This window comes from Caldalkalibacillus salinus (assembly GCF_016745835.1).
In the GTDB taxonomy this organism is placed as follows: Bacteria; Bacillota; Bacilli; order Caldalkalibacillales; family JCM-10596; genus Caldalkalibacillus_A; species Caldalkalibacillus_A salinus.
In genome coordinates, this window is record NZ_JAERVL010000004.1 from 41164 (window position 1) to 65584 (window position 24421).

Genomic DNA, 24421 nt, shown 5'->3' on the forward strand with positions numbered 1-24421 from the left:
ATGGATATCTTGTTATAAAATTTTTATGGATAAAGCCCTCGTGAGCACAACTTAACGTTTAGCTTGTGAGCATAAAAAAACACCTCCCCGGTTGGAGAGGTGATAAAGCAAAAGGTAGCAATTTTTAAGTCACGATATTATTCGCCATGAATGACGTATTGTGCGATGTTCTTTGAATGATCTCCCATTCTTTCCAGATTACTGAGGTAATCAAGGAAAACAGCACCCGCATTACCTGTGCATAAATTATTATTTAAACGTGTGATATGGCTCTTGCGGAAATTGCGCTCCATACGGTCGATCTCATTTTCATTTTCAAGGACTTTCTCTGCAAGGCTTTTATCCTCGTCGTTGAGTGCTTGTATCGCTTGCCCAATCGTCTTATCAGTGAGGTTAATCATCTTCTTCAGATCTGCAAGTGCTTCGTCGGAGAACTCAACTTTATGCGTTATCGTGTATTCTGCGAGCTCCACAAGGTTTTCGGCATGATCTCCAATCCGTTCGATATCGTTCACAGTCTGAGCCAAGATAGAGGCCTTACCAGATTCTTGTTCGTTTAAAGCACTTTGTTGCAACGTGGAGAGATAAGATGTAATTTTGTCATCCAGATCGTTAATCAACTCTTCTTTTCGAAGGGCGATATTGCCAAATTTCTCTTGGCGTGTAAAGAAATAATTAACCGCATCGTTCAGCGATTCTTTGGCATGTTCACCCATACGAATAATCTCATGATGGGCTTGACCTAACGCCACAGATGGATTTGGTAACAAACGATCATCTAAGTATTTAGCTCCAAATTCTAATTCCTTCATTTCTCCTGGAATCATGCGTGTCACGAGTACGGCTAATAACGCCACAAAAGGCAGTTGAATAAGGGTATTGGACACGTTGAAGATACCATGTGCATAAGCGATCTGCATACGAATATTGGCGTCTGTGATGTCACCCAAGAAAGCCACTAAGTTCGCTACTAAAGGCAGAATAATGATGAATATAGTCGTCCCGATAATATTAAATATCACGTGAACTGCAGCTGCACGTTTGGCTGCGACAGTTGCCCCGATGGCAGCTATAACTGCAGTAATGGTTGTCCCAATATTGTCACCAAACAGGACGGGTAGTGCAGGAACGAGTTCAATCATACCCTCATCGGCCAGTGTTTGAAGGATCCCGATAGTCGCACTCGAGCTTTGTACGATCACAGTAAACACAGTACCGACAAGGACGCCTAATAGTGGACTGTGAGAAAGGTCAACGATAAACTCTTCAAATATGGGGAGGCCCCGTAAGGGCTTCAAACCGCCACCCATTGAACTTAAACCTAGAAAGAGCATCCCGAATCCAAAAATAACTTGTCCATAATATTGATACATTTTCTTTTTCACAAAGAAAATGAGGAATGCGCCGACGGCGATGATCGGCAGGGCGTACTCTTCAATCTTAATCCCGATTATAAAAGCGGTCATGGTTGTTCCTATGTTAGCCCCCATGATAACCCCAATAGCCTGTCTAAGCGTCATTAACCCGGCGTTAACTAACCCGATCGCCATAACGGTTGTCCCTGTTGAAGTTTGTAAGAGTATCGTGACTACAATACCGACAATAACGCCCATTACTGGGTTAGAGGTATATGTCTCAAGAAGACTGCGCATTTTATCTCCTGCTGTCTTTTGTAAACCGTCGGACATATACTTAATACCAAATAGGAAGATCCCTAATCCTCCTATAAATTTAAAGATGATGTCCTGCCATTCAGTCCAGCCCATATTGCTAATAATCCCCCTTAAGAATTAGATTACAACTACTTACCTTTTGCTAATGTTCGACAGAAAATTGCACATTCGATCAATATTATATCCGATATTAGTCTAGTTGAAAAGAAGAATTCATTCTAACCTTGACGAAAAGGCGAGAATAAGCCACACTAAAGATAATATCACGTTGGAGTTGATGAAGATGCGTTGTCCTTATTGTGGACATCTTGGCACGAGAGTATTAGACTCTCGACCATCAAATGAAAATAGATCGATACGTCGCCGTCGCGAATGTGAAGAATGTAACCAGAGATTCACGACGTTTGAGATGGTAGAAGAACCGCCACTAATGGTGATTAAGAAAGATGGCATGAGAGAAGAATTCAGTCGTGAGAAAATCTTACGTGGTCTCATCAGAGCGTGCGAGAAGAGACCTGTTCCATTAGAAAAACTGGAAAATATTGTTCACAATATAGAAAACGAGCTAAGAAGTGTGGGACATCAAGAAGTCCCAAGTCAAGAGGTAGGCGAAAAAGTCATGGACGAGCTATACAAAGTAGACGAAATAGCCTATGTGCGATTCGCCTCTGTATACCGTCAATTTAAAGATATCTCGGTTTTTATAAATGAGTTGACAGACCTCCTGAAGCGCTCTTAATATATGAGAAGAAATGACTGTTACGAAGGAGGGAAATTATGGCCCTCGTCTGGAATGAGATCCGACCCATGGACGGATTTCGAATGATATTAAGTGATGCTTTATCACCGTTGCACTATCGTACTCTGACACACTTATATCAACCTATTATGGGTGCTAATTCCTATGCGTTGTACCTTACGATGGCTCACGAAGCCGAAGGGGAACGCTTATTTTCTTTTGAGCGAAATCATCAATGGCTAATGAATATGATGGGTTTAGCCCTCGATCAGATTTATCAGGCACGACTGCGCTTAGAAGCCTTAGGGTTGATTAAGACGTATCGAGTGAAAAAGGATGATGAGTTTAGTTTGTTTGAGTATCATTTGATACAGCCGCTTTCACCTCAAGCGTTCTTTAGTGATGATATATTAAGTATTTGTTTATATAATAAGGTTGGGGCTAACAGATATAAAGATATCCGTGCACGGTATTCTTCATATTACCCACCCCCTTCTCAAGATATACAACTTCAGAATAAAGAGCTAACCAAAGAATTTCATGAAGTGTTCTCATCTATTTCTCCATCTGAACTTGTCGTGAATAAGGGGAGCGAGATACAGCAGGTATTACAGGAATGGGAGCAAACTTACCCCGTCCCTGAGCCCGATCATGAAACGGCCCAGCTGGCTTTTGAGAAAGTGGATATAGATTTAGATCAGCTACGTGCGTACATGATGAAGGGGATTGTGTTTGAACAGGTTGTTAACGAAGACACGCTACCCATCATCAAAAAACTGACTTATTTTTACCAGTTAGATGAATGGAGCCTAAGTCGTATTATTCAGGACGCTTTATCCGTTGACGAAGCACTAGACATGAATCAATTTCGTCAAAAAGCAAAAGAATGGTATCGTCTACAAGAAGGTGGTAAACCACCGAAAGTCATTCATCAAATACAGCCACAACATAAAAAAAAGATACATAAGGAAATGAACATGTCCGATGAGCAGAAACATTTGCATCGATTAGAAAACATGTCGCCTCTTCAACTACTTAAAGCATATCAGGGTGGAGGCAAGGTCGCTGATGCCGATGTGAAACTGGTTGAAGAACTCCTTGTGGATTACCAATTGTTACCGGGTGTTGTCAATGTACTAATTGAGTATATCTATCTGACCAATGATTTTAAGCTACCGAAAAATCTTGTCACAAAAGTGGCTGCACATTGGAAAAGAGCAAAAGTTGAAGATATAGTACAAGCCCAAGAGCTGGCCAAGAAAGAACACCAGCAATACAAAGAATGGAAAAATCAGCAGTCAGGCCACAAGACTAAAGGAAATGGCTCCAAAGGCTACTCAAATGCTATGTATCCCAAGCAGGTCAAAAAAGACACACTCCCATCATGGATTACCCAGCAAGAAAATGCACATACGCCGGATGGGAACGAGCAACAGATCGAGTCAGATAGTGAAAGAACAGGAGCTTCAGAAGCTTCTATGAGTGATGAGCATAAGAGAAAAAGAATGGAACAGCTCCTGAAAGCGCTAGGTGAGTGGGAGGAAGAAGGAAAGGGGGAGAGATAAAATGGAAGCCCTAAGTAAATCTTTAGAACAATGGATGAGCAATAAGAATCTGCACCAACAGATGAACGCAACCCTAGAACGTTATCTCAATGATCCTTTTTTTCAACAATGGTGGCAGCAGTTCCCTGATTGGACCAAAGATGATCTCACACCATTTCTGACGTCAATAAAGGAGTATGTCAAAGAGCAACAACATTGTCAGGGATGTGGTGGTTTGGGCCAGTGCCAGAACTTGATAAGAGGCCATTGTGCTGAATTAACAAACTACGGTCAGCAAATTGGAAACGTGTATCAACCTTGTCACTATTACATGAAATCTCAAGAAGAAAACAAACGTGAGAATCTCATACAAAGTCATCATGTGCCAAAAGATATCATGGAAGGGTCCTTACGCCTGTTTGATCACCAAGACCAAGGGCGACTGGACGCTTTTAACGCTGTCATGGATTTTTGTTTAAATACAAAGCCTAGGGAAAGTGCAATAGGGTTATACCTCTATGGTCCCTTAGGTGTCGGTAAAAGTTTTCTTTTAGGGGCTGCTTGCAATAAGTTGGCTGAGCGTGGGATTGCGAGTTATATGGTATATACGCCCGATTTCTTCCGTGAGATGAAAGGGGCTATCGCTGAACACAAAGTAGATGAGAAACTACAGCTTCTAAAGGAAATACCTGTCCTGATCTTTGATGATATCGGTGCGGAAACGATGTCCGCCTGGGCTAGGGATGAAGTGCTGGGCTCTATACTACAATACCGCGTCATGGAGCGTTTGCCCACTTTATATACGTCTAACTATAACTATGAACAACTAGAAGAGCACCTTGCTTATTCTCAAAAGGGCGGGATTGAGCAGCTAAAAGCTAAACGAATCATGGAGCGTATACGTCACTATACGGACGCCTATTTCGTCAATGGTGTTAACCGCAGGAGTCGTTCTTAAAAGAGACCCCGTACAATCGGGTGTCTCTTTTTTTTACCGCTTGTACGGGGTCACAACCTGTATACACGAACGCCTACCTCTTCTCATACACTGCAGTATCAGTTGAAGGAGGGGGAGGTCTTGGACATTACGTTATCCCATTGGTTATATTTGATAGGCACCTTCATCATCATCGTGACAATGCTATTCAGAAGAAATGTTGTCGTACCGGCCATTTTAGTGACGTTTTTTGTGACGTGGAGTTACTCAGGGTCAATCATTGTGGGTCTTCAGTCTATGTTTAAAGCAAGTTTAACAGCCGCAGGAGAACTATTTGATATCTTTCTCATTATTGCCGTGATGACAGCACTCTTACATGCTCTAAAGACTGTTGAGGCAGATCAGAAAATGATTATTCCTTTTCAGCGTATCATGAAGAATGCCCATATTTCGTTTTGGGTTCTCGTCCTTGTGACTTATACTATTTCATTGTTTTTCTGGCCAACACCGGCGGTTCCTTTAGTTGGAGCCATCCTTATACCCGTGGCCATTCGCTCTGGGCTACCCGCTGTGGGTGCAGGAATGGCGATTGCGATATCAGGACAGGGGATGGCGCTTTCGTCAGATTATATTATTCAAATTGCGCCAACATTGAGTGCAAGTGCGGCTCAACTAGATGTCGCTGCAATTTCAGACCGTGCACTTACCCTATCATTGATTGCAGGTGGGACGGCACTCTTTATCGCGTACTTATCCTTACGAAAAAAAATGGAAAACCCTTCCGATTCCCACCTTCAGCAGTGGGAGAAAGAAAATAGGAAAGTAAATCGTGCTGAAAGTAATGAGAGCCAACAAATAACGATGACAAAAAATCAGTTAAAAGGGAAATGTTTTGCTTTCTTTGTACCACTGACATTTTTGTTCATCGTGGTCTACATGGCGTATGCAAAATTTTCACCCCATATGGAGACGATTCAGGGTGGAGATGGTGCAGCCCTTATAGGGGGTGCAGCTTTAATGCTGCTTATAACGACAACCTTAACAAAAGACATTAAAGCTTCATTAGAACAGGTTAGTACGCACATTATTGAAGGCCTATTATTTGCTTTTAAAGCGATGGGAATTGTACTGCCTATCGCTGGATTCTTTTTCTTAGGGAGTGGGGAAACAGCGACTAAAATAATCGGTCAATCGTCAGAAGCGCCAGCGTTTTTATTCGAATTGCTTGAAGCAGGGCAGCATATCATTCCGGAGAATGTTTGGTTTAGTGCGTTTGGGATACTGTTACTTGGCATGGTGACCGGTTTAGATGGATCTGGCTTCTCCGGATTACCCCTTACAGGCGCCTTATCAGAGCCTCTCGGCGCAGCCGTGGGCATGGATCCCGTTACCTTAGCTGCTTTGGGACAGTTAGGTGCGATTTGGGTTGGTGGGGGGACGTTGATAGCTTGGTCGTCACTTGTAGCCGTCGCAGGTTTTGCTAAAGTCCCCGTAATGACCTTAGTCAGATCCAATTTTATCCCTGTTATACTAGGCTTAATAACCGCTACGATCGTGGCCATCCTCTTTTTCTAATTAGACTGTGTAGATTATATTTTTGAGTATATAAAAAGATGTGGTATTTATAAATAAAAAAGCCTAAACCTGCTCATCCGTTACAGGTTTAGGCTATGACTTATATTCTGTTCTGTATTTTATCAATAAACATCTCCATATAAACACATCACGCACGTTTATCTCACAGGATGCTTGTTTTGAGCCAGATGACTTGACTAGATTTTCAATTAATGATAATGAACGTGTGATTGTGTTTCACTAACTGCATTTGAAGTTACTTTCAATTGACCGTGATCAGAGAAATGAACGGTGATGTGGGTCACATCGTTAGATTCTAAGAGTATATCAGTGATACGATCTTCTATCTGCTCCTGTACCACTCTGCGTAAAGGACGTGCCCCAAACTCATATGAATGACCTAACGTCACAAGTTTCTCTTTCGCCTCAGAAGTGACGTTCAACGTCATGTTTTGTTCAGCGAGCGCTGTTTGCAGCTCTTCTAACATGATATCCACAATTTTTAAAAGATCTTCTCTGCCTAGAGGTTGGAATTCGATAATGCTGTCAAATCTATTAAGAAATTCTGGTTTGAAGTAACCGCTAAGGGATTGAACCACTGAACTTTGCTGTGCTTCAGCGTCATGAGCAAAACCGAGTGTTCCTTTGCGTTCGGTGACACCAGCATTACTTGTCATGATAATCACGGTGTCCCTGAAACTCACTCTTCTACCTTGGCTATCAGTGAGATGGCCATCTTCTAGAATTTGTAGGAACATGTGTTGGACATCAGGATGAGCTTTTTCAATCTCATCAAGTAGGATAATGCTATAAGGTTGGCGACGCACTTTTTCCGTTAATTGTCCGGCCTCTTCGTGTCCAACATAACCTGGAGGAGAGCCGATTAACTTAGATACAGCATGTTTTTCCATAAATTCACTCATATCTAAGCGAATCATGGCATCCCGGTCACCGAACAGCTCTTCAGCCAGACTCTTGCTCAGTTCAGTTTTTCCGACCCCGGTTGGACCGACAAAAAGGAATGTTCCCACTGGACGACTATGACGTTTTAACCCAGTGCGGCTCCGACGTATTGCTTTAGTAACTTTGTCTATCGCTTCGGATTGCCCAATCACTTTAGAGGAGAGACGTTGTCCCAGTGCCCTAAGTTTATACTGTTCGTCTTCCTGTAGTCTGCTAACCGGAATACCCGTTTTATTTTCAACAATGTGTTGAATATCCGTCGCTTTTACTTGCACATTGAGATTTGTTGAACCCTCATTTTGCGTTTTAACTTGTTCCAATTGTTCAAGTAACGTTTGTTCGTTATCACGAAGTTTAGCGGCTTGTTCGTAGTCTTCTACTCGGGTGGCCTCTTCTTTTTGGGCCCTGACTTGTTCTATCTGATTCTCAATGTTAGTTGTATCTCGTTGCGTCACTGAGAGGTTTGCCTTAGAACCTGCTTCATCTAATAGATCAATCGCCTTGTCTGGTAGATGACGATCTTGAATGTAGCGATGACTGAGGTTTACGCAAGCTTCAATGGCCTCGTTTGTAAATTGCACACCGTGATAATCTTCATACTTTGTTTGAATCCCTTTTAAGATTTGTATAGCGTCTTCCACAGTTGGCTCATGAACCATGACAGGCTGTAGTCGACGTTCTAAAGCAGCGTCTTTTTCGATCTGACGATATTCTTTTAACGTTGTGGCTCCGATTAATTGAAGCTCACCACGTGCGAGTGCTGGTTTTAGAATATTACCAGCATCCATGGAACCTTCGGCAGAACCCGCTCCGACGATAAGATGAATTTCATCAACGAATAATATGACATTTTGACGTTCTTGTAACTCTGCTACGAGATTCTTCATTCGTTCTTCAAATTGTCCTCTAATCCCCGTATTGGAGACGAGTGAGGCCACATCTAAGAGATAGATCTCTTTATCCGTTAGTTTAGAAGGCACTTGTCCTTCTATCATGTTAAGCGCAAGACCTTCTGCAATAGCCGTCTTACCGACCCCAGGTTCCCCGATCAAGACAGGGTTGTTTTTATGACGTCGATTTAAAGCTTCAATGACACGCGTGACTTCCTTATCTCGGCCTATAACGGGATCAATCAGTCCCGCCTTGGCAGATTCGGTAAGGTTGGTACCGAGCTCATCGAGAAGTCCGCCACCAGCGCGTTTTTGAGATTGTCCTTCTTTTGATTGACCATCACCAGAAGACAAACCATGAATGAAATCATTAAAGGAAGAGCCATCCATCATAGGGTTCATATCTGACGATGACATTTTAGCTCTCAACTCTCGATAACATGATTCACACAAATTGAGTTGGTGTTTTTGTCCGTTCGTTTGTACAAACATTTTTATATCAGCATTGTTGAGATGACAATGATCACATAGCATACTTTTCACCCCTTATAATGTTCGTAATGATCTATTGTATAAATCATAAAATGTAATCCTAAAAAATTAAATAAAACACGTCAAACACTATACAGTGCCATTAGACAGACAGTGTCTTTTAACATAAAAAAAAGTCTGATGCTAACGTATGATGTATTTTAACCAGTTTAATTTGACCTTAGCTGACCTTTGCTAACCATTATAATTTGACCATATTTGACTTTCAAGTGGGGATCATTGGAAAATAAAAATCCCCCATAAAGACGTGGAGGATTTAGCTTGATCAAACGGTTGTGTCGGATGAATTTTGAGGGGGCAGTGTATTACTTATTTTTTAGGCACATAAAAAAAGCCTTATAGATTAAATCAACCTATAAGACTTCTTTTAACTATGTGATCAGTTTATTCTTCCACTTTGTTTAAATGAAGTGGGGGTGGAGTTAACCATCCTTTTTCTTTTAGTAATCTTAGCATTTTCCCTCCTAACGTGGCACGCTGTGTGTGGAACTGAGCGTACATCGCGATAAGGTCTTCTCGGATGCCTTGACCCATATATGTACTGCATGCGACTAGACCCGCCGAACTGTCTGCTGCGATCATCGTCGCGATCTCAGGATCATTAAAACGTGCACCGGTAGGGATATCTTCTAAGTTAGCGTGAGGCCTTTCAGGAGGTGTAGGGGGTAACCCGATTTCATTTTCCTTCAGTACCTGCTCTAATTGCTCTATTTCTTGTTTTGTATTGTCCATAATGTTCAGGATAAGCTGTTTTAAATCTTCATCCCCCACATGATTAATGAGTGTTTGGTAGGAAACTAATTTCCCTTTTGCCATCAATAAAAATGTCCATGTCCCATAAACTTCTCCATAGTGCATTGGCTCTTCTTTTGGATTTCCACTTAATATTCCCATTTTCATCCTCCTAATAAAATCTATGTTCATGTATTTACCACCTATAAAATGTTGTCTATTGATTAAAATAACCTGTCTTTGACATTTTATGTATGGGATAAAAATCATTGTAATTAAGAAGTTAGACATTAGAGGAGTGGGAAGAGCTATATAAAAAAAAGACCCCTTAGGGGCCAGGGCCAGTGAAAAATAAAAACTTAATATTAATTCATGCTAAACCGCCATCGACGACAACATTTTGACCGGTTATAATTCGACTCCATCGACTCCATGTAGAAGCAAAGCACGTTCGTGTCCAATTGAAGTCAACCACCTCGTCAGCTGACTGTTGACTCTGATAATAAAAAAAGTCAACCATACAGGTTGACTCCTTTGTATTTATAAGTTTTTTTAATGGTTTATGTATGGTGGAGCATAGCGGGCTCGAACCGCTGACCTCTTCGCTGCCAGCGAAGCGCTCTCCCAGCTGAGCTAATGCCCCAAAATGTTATGAGCAAAGACATGTGTATGCTTTGCGAGAATAATTATAGCAACTTTATAACGCAAATGCAACTCATTTTTGATTCATTGTCTTATATATTAATTGATGACTTATTTTTTGCTGTCATAAGACGACGGTAGCAGTGCATAAGATGTTGTCACGAGGAAAGGCTTCGTTTTAATCAAAACGGGGCTTCCTTCGTGTGACTAAAATTAAAGGCAAGGGCAAGAAAATATAAAGTTCCGAAACTTTTTAAATGTTTTTGTGTCTAAAATATGGAAATAGGGGTTGAAAAATAATTCGATAACCGATATATTATGTTTATTGTCATTTTTTTGACATTTCTAAAAAAGGGGTGGATGTTGTGGAAACCTTTAAAAGGTTAAAAGCCTTTTATTGGCCCTATAAGCGTTTCTTTTTTGGTTCTATTATAGGGCTTATATTTGCAACGGCAATTACCGTCGTTTATCCATTGATCCTAAGGTTTGTGATTGATGACGTATTTCTTGCAGGTCAATGGGAGTTGGTCCCTTATCTCGCCTTTGGATTTATCCTCATTATGGCACTGAAGGGAATAGCGACCTACATTCATCAATTCTTTGGAGATATGTTTGGCATCCGTGCTGTGTATTTGCTACGTAATGCGTTATATAAAAAGCTTCAATATTTACCTTTCCGCTATTACGATAACGCTAAAACGGGAGACCTCATGTCCCGTTTGACTGCAGACGTAGAAGGCTTTCGTTTTTTTCTTTCCTTTGGTTTTGCTCAATTACTTAACTTTGTTCTGTTGGTCAGTTTCAGTTTGGGGATTATGCTGTACATAAACGTACCCTTGGCTTTGGTTACATTAGGTGCCATGCCTTTTCTAGCGATCGTGGTTTTTCGATTTGATAAAAAGGTACATCCTGCTTTTACAAACATCCGTAAATCTTTTGCTCAGCTAACAACAAAGGTACAAGAAAACATCAGTGGGATGAACACCGTCAAATCCTTATCTAAAGAAGACTTTGAGATCGGACGATTTGTTGATAAAAACGATCATTATAAACAAAGCTTTCTCCATACATCTAGCATATGGGCCAAATTCTTTCCCATGATGGAATTTATCGGACATATATGTGTGGTCGTACTGCTTGCTTATGGTGGCTTTCTAGTAATTGAAGGGACTTTGAATCCTGGGGACCTCGTTGCCTTTTTTAGTTTAGTTTGGTTTATTATTGGACCGATGATGCAGTTAGGGTTTATTGTGAATACTTTTTCTCAATCAAAAGCGTCTGGGGAAAGATTATTAGAAGTGCTAGATGTCCCAGAAGATATCGTGAGTCCTTCCCAACCCGTTGAGTTAACTGGCGAGCGTTTAGAAGGTCATGTGCGTTTTGAGCACGTGAGCCATCGTTATAGTGAAGATGAGGAAGAATATGCCTTACATGACGTGTCTTTTGATGCACCGAAGGGCACCACGATAGGTCTCATCGGGGCCACGGGATCAGGTAAAACGTCACTGACGCAATTGTTGACAAGGTTTTATGAGGCAAACGACGGGGATATCACCATTGACGATATTGATATCAAGCGTTACGCCCTAGAAACATTAAGGAAAAATGTAGGTGTCGTCCTACAGGAAACGTTTCTGTTCTCATGCTCAATTAAGGATAACATCTGCTATGGGCGTCCACAGGCGAGTATGGATGACATCATAGATGCGGCTAAAAGAGCCCAAGCGCATGATTTTATTATGGAACTTCCTGAAGGTTACGACACCATGTTAGGTGAACGTGGTATGGGACTATCGGGAGGGCAGAAACAAAGAGTGGCTATCGCCAGAGCACTCTTAATAGATCCGAGTATTCTTATATTGGATGACGCCACAAGTGCCGTAGACATGGAAACCGAAGTTAAGATCCAGGCTGCACTTCATGAAGTGATGGACGGCAGGACAACATTTGTCATTGCCCACCGTATCTCATCTATTCGTCACGCTGACGAGATTTTAGTGCTTGATAAAGGAAGGGTCATCGAAAGAGGTACCCACGACGAACTCGTCGAATTAAATGGAGCCTACAGACGCATTTACGACATACAGTTCAAGGACCGACAAACGGTTATGCAGAACCAAGCGGTGCTGTAAGGGGGAGTGAATATGTCTCAACAAACGAAACGTGAACGTTTTCAATATTCGATAGATACAGCGATTGAGAAACCATTTAACTGGTCGCAGGTGTTACGACTCTTTTCCTATATGAAGCCGTACGCTAAGAGCCTGTTACCGTTAGCGATTATCGCCATGCTGATTAATACTGGCGTTCGACTTATTGTACCGCTCATGATTGCGTCTGCTATTGACCATATGATTGACATTCAGGAATACTCTTTTCTGGTCATCCTGACAATGGTTATTGCGGGCATGTATACCTTGAACTACGTGGCTAATGTGTTCCGGATAAAATGGATGAATCAATTAGGTCAGAATGTTATCTATGATATCAGGCAAGCGTTGTTTAAACATATCCAGCGGCTCTCACATCGATTTTTTGACCAACGTTCGGCAGGTTCCATACTGGTGAGGGTCACGAACGATATTAACTCGATGCAGGATTTATTCACTAATGGTGTGATTAACCTCTTGATGGACATCATCATGTTAGTGGGTATTATCGTTATTCTGCTGTTCTATAGCCCAAGTTTGACGTTGGCGATCATGGTTGTATTGCCATTGATGTTCTTTATTTCAACGAAGCTTAGACGAAAGATTAGAAAGTCATGGCAAGTGGTACGTTTGCGACAATCAAAACTGAATTCACACTTGAATGAAAGTATCCAAGGTATTCGTGTCACACAAGCGTACACACAAGAAAAAGAGAATATGGGCTTTTTTAATCGAATAAATGAAGAGAATTTTGAATCCTGGCGTGATGCCACTCAGAAGAATGCCATCTTCCGACCATTTGTAGAAATGTCGGGGGCGATCGGGACGGCGATCCTCATTCTGTACGGGGCTTATTTATACCAGCAAAGTGCGATAACAGCGGGGACCTTCGTTGCTTTTGCCTACTACTTAGGGATGTTCTGGGAACCGATCTCTAGGTTAGGACAGCTATATAACCAGTTGTTAGTGGCTATGGCGTCCTCGGAGCGTATTTTTGAATTCATGGATGAAAAGCCATCCGTCCCTGAAAAAGAGGATGCTATTCAGTTGGATCATATTGAAGGCAAAGTGGTATTTAAAAACGTTGATTTCGGGTACGATCATAGCCGTAAAGCTCTGAATAATGTGTCCCTCACAATCGAAGCAGGACAGACCATCGCATTAGTCGGTCATACCGGGTCAGGAAAAACAACCATCACCAACCTCCTCTGTCGCTTTTATGATGTGACGGGTGGGGAGGTCCTAATCGATGGGCAAAACGTGCGCGACCTTACACTGGATAGTCTGCGAACTAAGATCAGTATCGTTTTACAGGATACATTTATTTTCTCTGGTACGATTATGGAAAATATTCGTTTTGGACGCCCTGATGCCACGGATGAGGAAGTGATTGAAGCTGCTAAGGCTGTAGGTGCAGACGCATTCATCCAGCGATTGGTAAACGGATACGAAACAGAAGTAGAAGAACGTGGAAACGTGTTATCTATGGGAGAAAGGCAATTGCTCTCATTTGCCAGAACGTTACTCGCTGATCCACAAATTCTCATTCTAGACGAAGCGACGGCGAGCATTGATACAGAAACAGAAGTGATGATACAAAAAGCGTTGAAAAGGTTATTGGCAGGTCGAACGGCAATCATGATTGCTCATCGACTATCGACGATTAGAGAAGCAGACAATATTTTCGTATTAGATCACGGTGAAATTATAGAACAAGGAAATCATGAGGCGCTCATGCAACAGAAGGGTGAATACTATGATCTTGTTCGTTCTCAATTTAATGTATTAGAAGCGGGATAAACTAAGCGGGATAAAACTATACTAAGAATAAGGGGAGACAACAAAAAGGTTGTCTCCCTCTTTATATCTGAGATATGCTAATTAAGGCATCTGTGGTGTCCTAGTAAGATACATAAAAAGGAGAATGGTCGTCATGAAAGAAGTTTTTTTAGCTCTAATCGCCGGTATTATCGTTGGGCTCGTATTTAAGTTGATTCGTCTTCCTTTGCCTGCGCCCCCTGTATTGGCTGGTGTTATGGGGATTGTGGGTGTGTATTTAGGAGGGGTCCTAGCGGATAAAATCATGAGTCTTTTTTAGATATTAGGGGGGAGCCCCAAAAGATTACCCCTGTAACGCTTGTCATTTTTCATAGGGATTGCTATGCTTTTAGAGGTATGGTTGGTGTTATCGCTTACATGAAGTGGGCGTACATAAAACCGCCTAAAATTTGAAAGAATGTAAAAAGAACAAAATTATGAGAGAAGGTGTTCTAGGTGGATTTTTTATGGGGGATTCTCGGTATTTTAACTGTTTTTGCGATTGCTTTTCTGTTATCCACTAACCGTAAAGCGATCAGCTTGCGGACGGTCCTAGGAGGACTTGCCATACAGCTTACGTTTGCGTTTCTTGTATTAAAATGGGAATTGGGTAGACAAGCTTTAACCAAACTCACCGAGGTTGTATCCAATATTATTGATTACGCAAACGACGGTTCCATATTTTTATTTGGCGAGTTAGCAAGTGGTGAAGGGGCTGTCATTTTTGCTTTTCAGGTCCTTACAATTATTATCTTTTTCTCTGCCTTAATCTCTGTGTTGTACTACATAGGTGTAATGCAGTGGTTCATACGTATTATCGGTGGGGCACTACATAAGGCCTTAGGTACAAGTAAAACAGAGTCCTTATCTGCCACGGCTAATATCTTCGTGGGGCAAACGGAAGCCCCCCTTGTCATTCGACCGTACGTATCAAAAATGACACAATCTGAGTTGTTTGCCGTTATGACGGGCGGTCTTGCTTCTGTCGCCGGTTCGGTATTGTTCGGTTATCACTTGATGGGTGTACCGTTAGAATACTTACTCGCAGCCAGTTTCATGGCTGCTCCAGCCGGTTTAATCATGGCCAAGGTATTAGTACCTGAAACAGATAAGAGTCGCTCAGACGAGAGTGTGGAACTCGAGGCAGATTCAGAATCTGCGAATGTGATTGATGCGGCAGCTAATGGTGCGTCAGTAGGTTTGAAACTTGCTTTGAACGTTGGAGCAATGTTAATGGCCTTTATTGGCCTTATTGCTCTGATCAATGGTTTTCTTGGCTTTGTCGGTGGCTTGGTAGGTTACGAGGCGTTATCTCTTAATATGATCTTAGGTGCCATCTTTGCACCAATCGCCTTTGCCATTGGTATCCCTTGGAGTGAGGCAGTCACAGCAGGGCAATTTATTGGAACAAAAATTGTGGTTAATGAATTTGTCGCTTACGCCAACTTTACAGAGTCTATGGACCAGTTGTCGGAGAAAACTGTGGCTATTATCAGTTTCGCCTTATGTGGTTTTGCAAACTTATCTTCACTAGGGATTTTATTAGGAGGTTTAGGCGGTATTGCGCCTGAACGTAGAGGTGATATCGCTAAAATGGGGATAAGAGCCATTATCGCAGGGACACTTGCCTCATTGTTAAGTGCCTCTATTGCGGGTATGTTATTTTAAGCAGACACATTAATGAACTCTAAGGAGCCAACCTCTCTTTATTAATGAGGTTGGCTTTTTTTGTGGCATGCCTTTTAGCGTACGAGTAGGCAAGTATGTACAAACATGATACGATAGATGTAGAGATTTGATGTCTTTTAAGTGAGAACGGAGGTTAATTCATGAGCATCGATAGTATATTAAACAAGGCGTTGGCAGGGGAACGGATCAACGTTGAGGAAACAGTGATGTTATATGAGAGTGATGAGATAGAGAAAATGGGTCATGTGGCCGACCAAATCATGAAAAAGTGGCACCCTGAACCGATGACCACTTTTGTTATAGGGCGAAACGTAAATTATACCAACGTATGTGATACTTATTGTAAGTTTTGTGCCTTCTACCGTGCACCGGGGAAAGACGGAGGCTACACGTTGTCCAATGAAGAGATCTTTAACAAAATACAAGAAACCATCGATGTCGGTGGAACCGAAATTTTAATGCAAGGTGGAACAAATCCGAACTTGCCTTTTTCATATTATACGGATTTATTACGAGAGATTAAGAAGCGCTTTAATATACACATGCATTCATTCTCTCCAGCTGAAATCTCAAAAATGGTTGAGGTCTCTGGCCTACCGTTAGAAGAAGTGTTACGGCAACTGAAGGAGGCGGGGCTAGATTCGATACCAGGCGGAGGGGCAGAAATTTTAGACGACCGTATCCGCAAGAAAATCAGTCGCATGAAAGGGTCTTGGAAAGAGTGGATCGAATGTATGAAGACGGCCAATAAAGTGGGTTTACATACAACGGCCACGATGGTTATAGGGTTTGGTGAATCTTTAGAGGAGCGTGCCCTGCACCTTCATCGGGTCCGGGAAGCGCAGGATGAAACGAACGGCTTCCTAGCCTTCATTTCATGGACTTATCAACCAGACTTCACTAACCTCGGGGGAGAGAAAACACCGCCTGAAGAATACCTTAAGAACGTAGCGATTTCTAGGATTGTACTTGATAATATCCCTAACTTCCAATCTTCTTGGGTCACGATGGGGCCGGAAGTTGGTAAGAAATCACTGTCCTTTGGCTGTAATGATTTCGGGTCGACTATGATTGAAGAGAATGTGGTATCAGCGGCTGGCACAACACATAAAGTCAATACAAATTTAATTTTGAAACTGATTCGCGAAGCCGGTAAAGTACCTGCTCAGAGAAATACGAAGTACGAAACACTTCGCACCTTTCATGAAAATGAATCCATCGACAATGACTTTGTCATGCAAAACTAGCACCTTTGAGAAAACGCCATCCGAGTTGGATGGCGTTGTTTTTTATGGTTTTTTGTCACGTATACTCTTCACCTTGCCACCATAGACTAAGTAGAAATAGCCGGGGCGGAGGTGGAAGAGTGGAAATCATAAGAATGCGGTCATTATCCTCTCAGAGATGGGAAGATATCAAACCTTATCTTGATGACTACTTACTCGGATTACAAAGCTTCTCTTTTAGTCATAAGTTTGAGCTTGATTCAGGCGGATACACTACTTTAAAAGTGACGAAGTATCCTGATCATGTCAGGTTGAAGGACATGCTTGATATTTATACGCATACTTTCTGTCAAGCTATGGCAGAGTACCTCATCGAACACTTCGAGCAAGAGTATATACATCACCTAATTAAATCGGAATATGGGTTCACGGATGAGCAAGAACGAGACTTCATTTATTCCTGCTGCCATCAGGAGCTCTTTCTCCACGACAAACATAAAGGCAGAGACGAATGGAAAGTGGCTAAGCGAAAGAATAACGTCTACAAAAAATTAATCGAGGTAGCCCGGGACGGAGATCCTTTTAATTTAGAGGGCATTCTTCGTTTTCGTCTTACTGAGTATACAGAAGATTTATGTCAAACGATAGAATATGCCATTAATGAACTCGTCGTCGAACAGGATTATCGCGAATTTATTCACATTCTAAGGCAGTTTCTCACTGCTCAGAATCCCAAAATCGCTTTTATTCATTTATACCATGTCGAGGACAAACAATTTATTTTTTATAACGAAGAAGGCGTCCCATTAACCGAAGAAACCATTAACGGTATTTTAGAAAATTGGGTAGACCCTTCCGTTCATCATGATGACATTATGATGAGTACATTGATCTCCATTGCACCGAAAAGATTAATCGTACATACTCATCAGCCGCAACATAACATCGTACAAACTCTGAAACATATTTTCCAGCACCGCATGTCCATCTGTACGAAGTGTCAGGATTGTCTGGAGTGGAAAAACACCGAGGAAAACAGGGGCAATAAAAGTGGCCTAGTCAAAAGATAAACTTGACGTACTGGCGACGACTCACTATAATAAATAACTAACATTACAATTGACGTATCGCACGATAAGAGGCGACGATGAGGACACGAACCATATTCCTCCCTTCTTTATCAGAGAGTGGGGTCATCGGCTGCAAGCCCCTAAGAACAGGACATGGTTTACCACCTTGAAGCTACTATCGGGAAACTGGCAAAGTATACATACCGCTGCTGTGTCAGGACTAACGATAGTCGGGTCAGACCGTTATCTCTTCTAAGCATAACCCAACGCTATCGCTATGTTTGTACTAGCGTTCATATTGGCCTATGTTGGCGTTATGAAAGTAGGGTGGAACCACGATGACGACACTCGTCCCTAGTCAAGGGACGGGTGTTTTTTATATGGAGAATACCAATAAGACTCATCAGACCTAAGAACTTATCGTGAAGCCTAAGATACATGACAAGAAGGAGTGAAGGATGATGTCAGATATGCTTACTGTCGCACTACCAGATGGGGCACAAAAAGAAGTCGAACAGGGCGCAACAGTCGAGACTGTGGCCGCTTCAATTAGTCCTGGTCTGCGAAAAAAAGCTGTAGCGGGAAAGGTAAATGGCACCTTAGTAGACTTAGCTAATTCGGTGCAAGAGGGAGATACCGTTGAAATTGTCGTTGGCGACTCAGAAGAGGGACTGGAGGTGATTCGCCACAGTACCGCCCACATTATGGCCCAAGCGATTAAAAGGCTGTATGGTGAGGTCAAACTGGGTGTCGGTCCAGTAGTAGAGCATGGCTTTTACTATGATATTGATATGGAACATCGTCTAACGGAAGAGGACTTCCCTAAAATCGAAAAAGAAATGAAGCGTATCGTTGATGAGAATCTTAAAATCGAGAGAGAGGCAGTATCTCGTCAAGAAGCGATAGACCTATACAAGGAGATCGGTGACGAGTACAAGCTAGAGTTAATCGATGCGATACCTGAGGGAGACCAAGTCACCCTTTATCGTCAAGGTGAATTTTTTGACCTTTGCCGTGGGCCACACGTACCTCAAACGAGTAAATTGAAGGTATTTAAGCTGATGAACGTTGCCGGGGCTTACTGGCGTGGAGACAGTGATAACAAAATGCTCCAACGTGTGTATGGGACAGCCTTTACGAAAAAAGCGGACCTTGACGAACACTTACGTCTGCTGGAAGAAGCACGGGAACGTGACCATCGCAAACTAGGGAAAGAACTAGATCTCTTTACCAATTCACAAAAAGTGGGACAAGGTCTGCCGCTGTGGATGCCAAAAGGGGCCACCATTCGTAGAATTATCGAACGTTATATTGTAGATATAGAAGAGAGCCTCGGTTACAACCATGTGTATACGCCAGTCCTCGGTAGTGTCGATTTATATAAAACATCAGGTCACTGGGAGCATTACCAAGAGGATATGTTCCCCGCGATGCAAATGGACAATGAACAACTGGTGCTCAGACCTATGAACTGTCCACACCACATGATGGTGTATAAGCAAGGGATTCACAGTTACCGTGAGCTCCCTATTCGTCTAGCTGAGCTCGGTACGATGCACCGTTACGAGATGAGTGGTGCTTTAAGTGGATTGCAAAGAGTGAGGGGCATGACGCTCAACGACGCGCACATCTTTGTTCGTCCTGACCAGATCAAGGATGAGTTTATCCGGGTCGTACACCTTATCCAAGCAGTATATAAAGACTTTGGCATTGAGGATTACGCCTTCCGTCTCTCTTATCGTGATCCCGAAGATACTGAAAAGTACTTTGACGATGATGAGATGTGGGAAAAAGCACAAAGCATGCTGAAAGAGGCAATGGATGACCTAGGAACTGAATATGTCGAAGCGGATGGCGAAGCGGCTTTCTATGGCCCTAAGCTTGACGTACAGGTCAAAACAGCGTTAGGAAAAGAAGAAACACTCTCAACTGTACAGCTCGACTTCTTATTACCTGAGCGCTTTGACTTAACTTATATCGGGGAAGACGGCAAACAGCATCGTCCAGTCGTCATACACAGAGGCGTCGTGTCGACGATGGAACGTTTTGTTGCCTTCCTAATTGAAGAGTACAAAGGGGCTTTCCCAACTTGGTTAGCACCAACACAGGTACAGATTATCCCTGTATCATCCGTTCATACGGACCATGCGCTTAAGGTTCAAGAAGAACTGAGAGCGAACGGTGTCCGTGTTGACATTGATCTTCGTGAAGAGAAAATGGGATACAAGATTCGTGAGGCCCAAACAAGCAAGATCCCTTACATGCTCGTGATTGGTGACAAAGAAATCGAGGAGCATGCTGTCAATGTTAGGAAATACGGTGAGCAGAGTTCAGAAACGATAGCATTTGATGCCTTTAAGAATGCGCTCTTAGAGGAGATTCAGACGAAAAAAAGCCGCCTTTGACAGTATGAAACACGTATGTTATAAATAACAGGTATCTTCGTTAAGGCGTTTCTTGACAAGGAACCTTACAAGTGATATATTCTTCTAGTAAGATTGACTTAAATATAATGAGTGTAGCAAGAAGGAGCGCCCAGCTTCTCACCTGGTCGACGTTAGAGTTGGCAGGTTAGGATAAAGAGTATTTGTGATCTAAAGTGGGCGTTCTATGCCCGCTTTTTTTATGTCTAAATCATCGATCAAACTTGCAAATGGCAGGCACGATTGATGGTGGTTGGTCTTGATATCATTGTGGAGGTGTTACAACATTAGCAAGGAACATTTAGTCAATGAGGGGATTCGTGCCAAGGAAGTCCGTGTTATTGGGGTTGACGGAGAACAATTAGGAATTAAACCTATGCGCGAAGCTTTACAGTTAGCGGTAGATGCCAATTTGGATCTCGTGAATGTAGCGCCAAACGCTAAACCGCCAGTCTGCCGTATTATGGACTATGGCAAATTTAAGTTTGAGCAGCAAAAGAAAGAGAAAGAAGCGCGTAAGAAACAGAAAGTCATTAGTGTAAAAGAAGTTCGGTTTAGTCCAACCATTGAAGAACATGACTACAATACGAAGATGCGTAATGTCGTTAAGTTCCTGAAAAAAGGTGACAAAGTGAAATGTAGTATTCGCTTTAGAGGACGTGCCATTACACACTCCGAGATCGGAAGACAGGTTCTGGACCGTTTAGTAAAAGATATAGCAGACATTGGTGAAGTAGAGTCTAAGCCTAAGATGGAAGGCAGAAGTATGCTTATGATTCTTGCGCCAAAATCTGAGAAATAAGCTAGGAGGATATCATTATGCCTAAAATGAAAACTCATAAAGGTGCTGCTAAGCGCTTTAGAAAGACTGGAACTGGGAAGCTTAAACGTTCCCACGCGTTTACAAGTCACTTATTTGCTAACAAAACACAAAAGCAGAAGCGTAAATTACGTAAGGCTGCCATCGTAAGTAATGGAGACTACAAGCGTGTTAAGAGCTTAATTGCTTATAAAAAATAAGACTTCTTAGTTGAAGTTGATGATAGAATTTTAGGAGGTTTTTATCATGCCAAGAGTTAAAGGTGGATATACAACGCGTCGTAGACGTAAAAAAATATTAAAACTGGCTAAAGGTTATTTCGGTTCTAAACACCGTTTATTTAAATCAGCTAATGCGCAAGTGATGAAGTCACTATTATACGCTTACCGTGACCGTCGCCAAAGAAAGCGTGACTTCCGTAAGCTATGGATTACGCGTATTAACGCAGCAGCTCGTCAACACGGTCTATCTTACAGCCGTTTCATGCACGGACTTAAAGAAGCGGGTGTTGATGTGAACCGTAAAATTCTTGCTGACTTAGCAGTGAATGACAAAGAAGCTTTCGCTCAGTTAGTAAGTAAAGCAAAAGGTGAATAAGATAGCTTAGCCTAAGCCCTGAGATGAATTCAAATCTCAGGGCTTTTTTTGGATATATGGCTTCAATCCGTTCTTTACTTGCCATCATTGTTGCTTTAAAATTTTATACTCGTAGGGTTCTAGGGTGACTGTATACGAACTATCAGCTGTTTGCTCCGTTATTTTGTGATGTGTCAAAGCATCCATCCATAGCCCTTGAGGTAGCGTGAACGTTGCCTCCTGAGTTGTGTCAGCCGCGTTCATCATGATGATAAAATGCTCGTCCGTTAACCGTCTTTCATAGACAAGGACTGACGAGTGGGACTCAGCGAGCAAAAAAGAGAGGCTGCCTTGACGTAAAGCGGGATTCTCATGCCGCAAGCGTATCATCGTTTGGTAAAAGGATAACAAGTCATGGTTTTGCTTCTCTTTGTCCCACACCATCGTTTTACGACAGTCCGGGTCTTCTCCACCCGTTAAACCCACATCATCCCCATAGTAAATACAGGGCGCACCCCGATATGTTAATTGAAACGTTGCCGCTAATTTCATCTTATCAACGTTTTCTCCGCAGATCGTTAACAGCCTAGGTGTATCATGTGAGTCTAGCAGATTAAAGGCCACTTCGTTGGCCTGTAGAGGGTAAGCCACATACATACGATTAATTTCATTTTTGAATTGCTGGGCATCTATCCTATTTTTACAGAAAAAGTCTAATATGGTATTTGTCACGGGATAGTTCATCACGGCATCGAACTGGTCACCTTGAAGCCACGGCATAGACTGATGCCAAATTTCCCCTAAGATATAAGCGTCAGGATTAGCCGCTTTTACAACCCGTCGAAATGCTCTCCAAAAGGCGTGATCAACTTCGTTGGCAACGTCTAAGCGCCAGCCATCCATACCAATCTCTTCAATGTAGTAACGAGCGACCTCTAATAGATAGGCTTTGACTTCCGGGTTCTCAGTATTTAATTTTGGCATCATATGAGTGAAGGCAAAGGTATCGTAACTCGGACGTGGTTCGGTTTGAACTGGAAATTCATGGACATAAAACCAGTCGCGATAGGGAGAGTGTTCTTGATTTCTGATCACATCTTGAAATGGCGCGAAGTAATAGCCTGAATGGTTAAAAACGGCGTCGAGCATCACTTTGATATTGTTCTGGTGGCAGATGTGGACTAAGGCTTTTAACAATTGACTATCGCCGAAGTGAGGATCAACCTTTTTGTAATCCACAGTGTCGTACTTGTGATTCGTTGTGGCTTCGAATAGGGGGGTGAAATACAGCGCATTCACACCGAGATCTTTGAGATAATCGATGTGATCGATCACACCCTGTAAGTCCCCACCAAAAAAATTATCATACTGAGGTTGTCCGCCCCAAGGCGCCACATTTTGAGGATCGTTAGACGGATCTCCGTTAGCAAAACGCTCAGGGAAAATTTGATAAAAGACAGCATCTTTCACCCACTCCGGAGGACTAAAGACATCGGCGGCATTAAGAAATGGAAATTCAAAGAGGCCTGTAGGTATTGTGGGGCGTTCCAGAAAAAAGCCGCCTTCTGTATACCATATTTGATCTGCGCCAGATATTAAATGAAACCCGTATGTACATCGACGATAAGGCGGCTTAACAGACGCCTCGTAGTAATCAAATAAAGCGTCACTCGCCACCTTATGCATGGTCGTGAGTTGTTGAGTCCCATTTAGATCATACTTATCACAATGGAACAGACTCACAGTGGTCACATCATCTCTTTTTGTACGCACGCGAATATGGAGCGTCTCTTGATCATAAGCGTAGGCATAATTGGATTTTGGCTGATGAAAAACAGCTTCTAAAAACATGTTATACAGCCCCCTTTTTTAAAGTTGATATGAATAGTCGTGGTAAACTAACTTAAAGTAGCAGTCGAAGAGTAAAAGTTATATATGGGGATAAAATTTCATCATCGTCATTGTATCATGAGTAATCAGGATCTATAGCGCTCATTGACGTCAACCAAGGGTCATGTCCGTGAGCCATTGAGAAGACCAGGAAACTTTACCATTTTGACGAAAGTTATGCTACCATTAACTAAAATGATGATTGTATTTGTTACAATAAGTATATAAGAGGATAGAGCTAATAACGTAACGAAACAAGGACTTGCCCATCACTCACTTCAACGGAGGGAGCCATTATGTTCAATGTCCTACAGTCGAAAGGGTGTTTAATTTTTTCTATTATTGTAGGAATTATTGTGGTCTTATTTAATGTGTTGATCATGTGGATGGCCACAAACACAGTACAATGATTTAACCCTCGGGTCCTAAAATGAATTGACCTGAGCAGACATACAGAACCTAACCCACCAAACCAAATACAAAAATATTCAATAAAACAACAAAGCCTGATA

At 42.2% G+C, this 24421-nt stretch carries 19 protein-coding genes, 1 tRNA gene and 1 other annotated feature; of the genes, 14 read left to right on the plus strand and 6 right to left on the minus strand.

Annotated elements, in window-relative coordinates; all coding sequences use genetic code 11:
- Nucleotides 1–137: 137 nt before the first annotated feature.
- Nucleotides 138–1766, minus strand: a complete 1629-nt coding sequence (locus JKM87_RS03935; protein ID WP_202078190.1) for a Na/Pi cotransporter family protein — start codon at nt 1764–1766, stop codon at nt 138–140.
- A 190-nt stretch (nt 1767–1956) separates the two neighbouring features.
- Here JKM87_RS03935 and nrdR point away from each other — a divergent pair, with 190 nt between their 5' ends.
- From nrdR to JKM87_RS03955, 4 genes are all read left to right on the plus strand, one after another.
- Nucleotides 1957–2412: a transcriptional regulator NrdR gene (gene nrdR / locus JKM87_RS03940; RefSeq protein WP_202078876.1), complete on the plus strand. Its 456-nt coding sequence runs from the start codon at nt 1957–1959 to the stop codon at nt 2410–2412.
- Nucleotides 2413–2450: 38 nt separating this feature from the next.
- Nucleotides 2451–3977 carry a replication initiation and membrane attachment family protein gene (locus tag JKM87_RS03945; protein WP_202078192.1) on the plus strand — a complete coding sequence of 509 codons (1527 nt, stop codon included), beginning with the start codon at nt 2451–2453 and terminating at the stop codon, nt 3975–3977.
- Between the two features lies 1 nt (nt 3978).
- The gene (dnaI, locus tag JKM87_RS03950; protein WP_202078195.1) at nt 3979–4914 is read left to right on the plus strand and encodes a primosomal protein DnaI; all 936 of its coding nucleotides are present in this window, start codon (nt 3979–3981) and stop codon (nt 4912–4914) included.
- 120 nt (nt 4915–5034) lie between these two features.
- The gene (locus tag JKM87_RS03955; RefSeq protein ID WP_202078197.1) at nt 5035–6468 is read left to right on the plus strand and encodes a hypothetical protein; all 1434 of its coding nucleotides are present in this window, start codon (nt 5035–5037) and stop codon (nt 6466–6468) included.
- Nucleotides 6469–6677: 209 nt separating this feature from the next.
- Here the strand turns inward: JKM87_RS03955 and JKM87_RS03960 are convergent, their stop codons facing one another.
- From JKM87_RS03960 to JKM87_RS03975, 4 genes are all read right to left on the minus strand, one after another.
- The gene (locus tag JKM87_RS03960; protein WP_202078199.1) at nt 6678–8855 is read right to left on the minus strand and encodes an ATP-dependent Clp protease ATP-binding subunit; all 2178 of its coding nucleotides are present in this window, start codon (nt 8853–8855) and stop codon (nt 6678–6680) included.
- Nucleotides 8856–9257: 402 nt separating this feature from the next.
- Nucleotides 9258–9767 (minus strand): DUF3231 family protein, encoded by a 510-nt coding sequence (locus JKM87_RS03965; protein ID WP_202078201.1) that lies wholly within the window; start codon nt 9765–9767, stop codon nt 9258–9260.
- 208 nt (nt 9768–9975) lie between these two features.
- Nucleotides 9976–10125, minus strand: a complete 150-nt coding sequence (locus JKM87_RS03970; RefSeq protein ID WP_202078204.1) for a hypothetical protein — start codon at nt 10123–10125, stop codon at nt 9976–9978.
- Between the two features lie 47 nt (nt 10126–10172).
- A tRNA-Ala gene (locus tag JKM87_RS03975) sits at nt 10173–10248 on the minus strand.
- 364 nt (nt 10249–10612) lie between these two features.
- Between JKM87_RS03975 and JKM87_RS03980 the strand changes: the two genes are divergently transcribed.
- The 10 genes from JKM87_RS03980 (at nt 10613) to rplT (ending at nt 22040) form a co-directional block, all read left to right on the plus strand.
- Nucleotides 10613–12379: an ABC transporter transmembrane domain-containing protein gene (locus JKM87_RS03980; protein WP_202078206.1), complete on the plus strand. Its 1767-nt coding sequence runs from the start codon at nt 10613–10615 to the stop codon at nt 12377–12379.
- A 12-nt stretch (nt 12380–12391) separates the two neighbouring features.
- The gene (locus tag JKM87_RS03985; RefSeq protein ID WP_202078208.1) at nt 12392–14197 is read left to right on the plus strand and encodes an ABC transporter ATP-binding protein; all 1806 of its coding nucleotides are present in this window, start codon (nt 12392–12394) and stop codon (nt 14195–14197) included.
- A 133-nt stretch (nt 14198–14330) separates the two neighbouring features.
- Nucleotides 14331–14495: a XapX domain-containing protein gene (locus JKM87_RS03990; RefSeq protein ID WP_202078210.1), complete on the plus strand. Its 165-nt coding sequence runs from the start codon at nt 14331–14333 to the stop codon at nt 14493–14495.
- A gap of 176 nt (nt 14496–14671) precedes the next feature.
- Nucleotides 14672–15883 (plus strand): NupC/NupG family nucleoside CNT transporter, encoded by a 1212-nt coding sequence (locus JKM87_RS03995; RefSeq protein ID WP_202078212.1) that lies wholly within the window; start codon nt 14672–14674, stop codon nt 15881–15883.
- 161 nt (nt 15884–16044) lie between these two features.
- Nucleotides 16045–17151 carry a cyclic dehypoxanthinyl futalosine synthase gene (mqnC, locus tag JKM87_RS04000; protein WP_202078214.1) on the plus strand — a complete coding sequence of 369 codons (1107 nt, stop codon included), beginning with the start codon at nt 16045–16047 and terminating at the stop codon, nt 17149–17151.
- Nucleotides 17152–17270: 119 nt separating this feature from the next.
- A complete protein-coding gene (gene ytxC, locus JKM87_RS04005; RefSeq protein WP_202078216.1) occupies nt 17271–18200 on the plus strand; it encodes a sporulation protein YtxC in 930 nt (309 codons plus the stop codon).
- 461 nt (nt 18201–18661) lie between these two features.
- Nucleotides 18662–20605, plus strand: coding sequence for a threonine--tRNA ligase (gene thrS, locus JKM87_RS04010; protein ID WP_202078218.1), 1944 nt, complete (start codon nt 18662–18664; stop codon nt 20603–20605).
- 112 nt (nt 20606–20717) lie between these two features.
- Nucleotides 20718–20832: a sequence feature (ribosomal protein L20 leader region), on the plus strand.
- A gap of 50 nt (nt 20833–20882) precedes the next feature.
- On the plus strand, nt 20883–21425 hold the full coding sequence (infC, locus tag JKM87_RS04015; protein ID WP_202078220.1) for a translation initiation factor IF-3: 543 nt from the start codon (nt 20883–20885) through the stop codon (nt 21423–21425).
- A 17-nt stretch (nt 21426–21442) separates the two neighbouring features.
- Nucleotides 21443–21643 carry a 50S ribosomal protein L35 gene (rpmI, locus tag JKM87_RS04020; protein WP_202078222.1) on the plus strand — a complete coding sequence of 67 codons (201 nt, stop codon included), beginning with the start codon at nt 21443–21445 and terminating at the stop codon, nt 21641–21643.
- Nucleotides 21644–21689: 46 nt separating this feature from the next.
- Nucleotides 21690–22040, plus strand: coding sequence for a 50S ribosomal protein L20 (rplT, locus tag JKM87_RS04025; RefSeq protein WP_202078224.1), 351 nt, complete (start codon nt 21690–21692; stop codon nt 22038–22040).
- Nucleotides 22041–22124: 84 nt separating this feature from the next.
- Here the strand turns inward: rplT and JKM87_RS04030 are convergent, their stop codons facing one another.
- Nucleotides 22125–23870: an alpha-glycosidase gene (locus JKM87_RS04030; RefSeq protein WP_202078226.1), complete on the minus strand. Its 1746-nt coding sequence runs from the start codon at nt 23868–23870 to the stop codon at nt 22125–22127.
- Between the last annotated feature and the right edge of the window lie 551 nt (nt 23871–24421).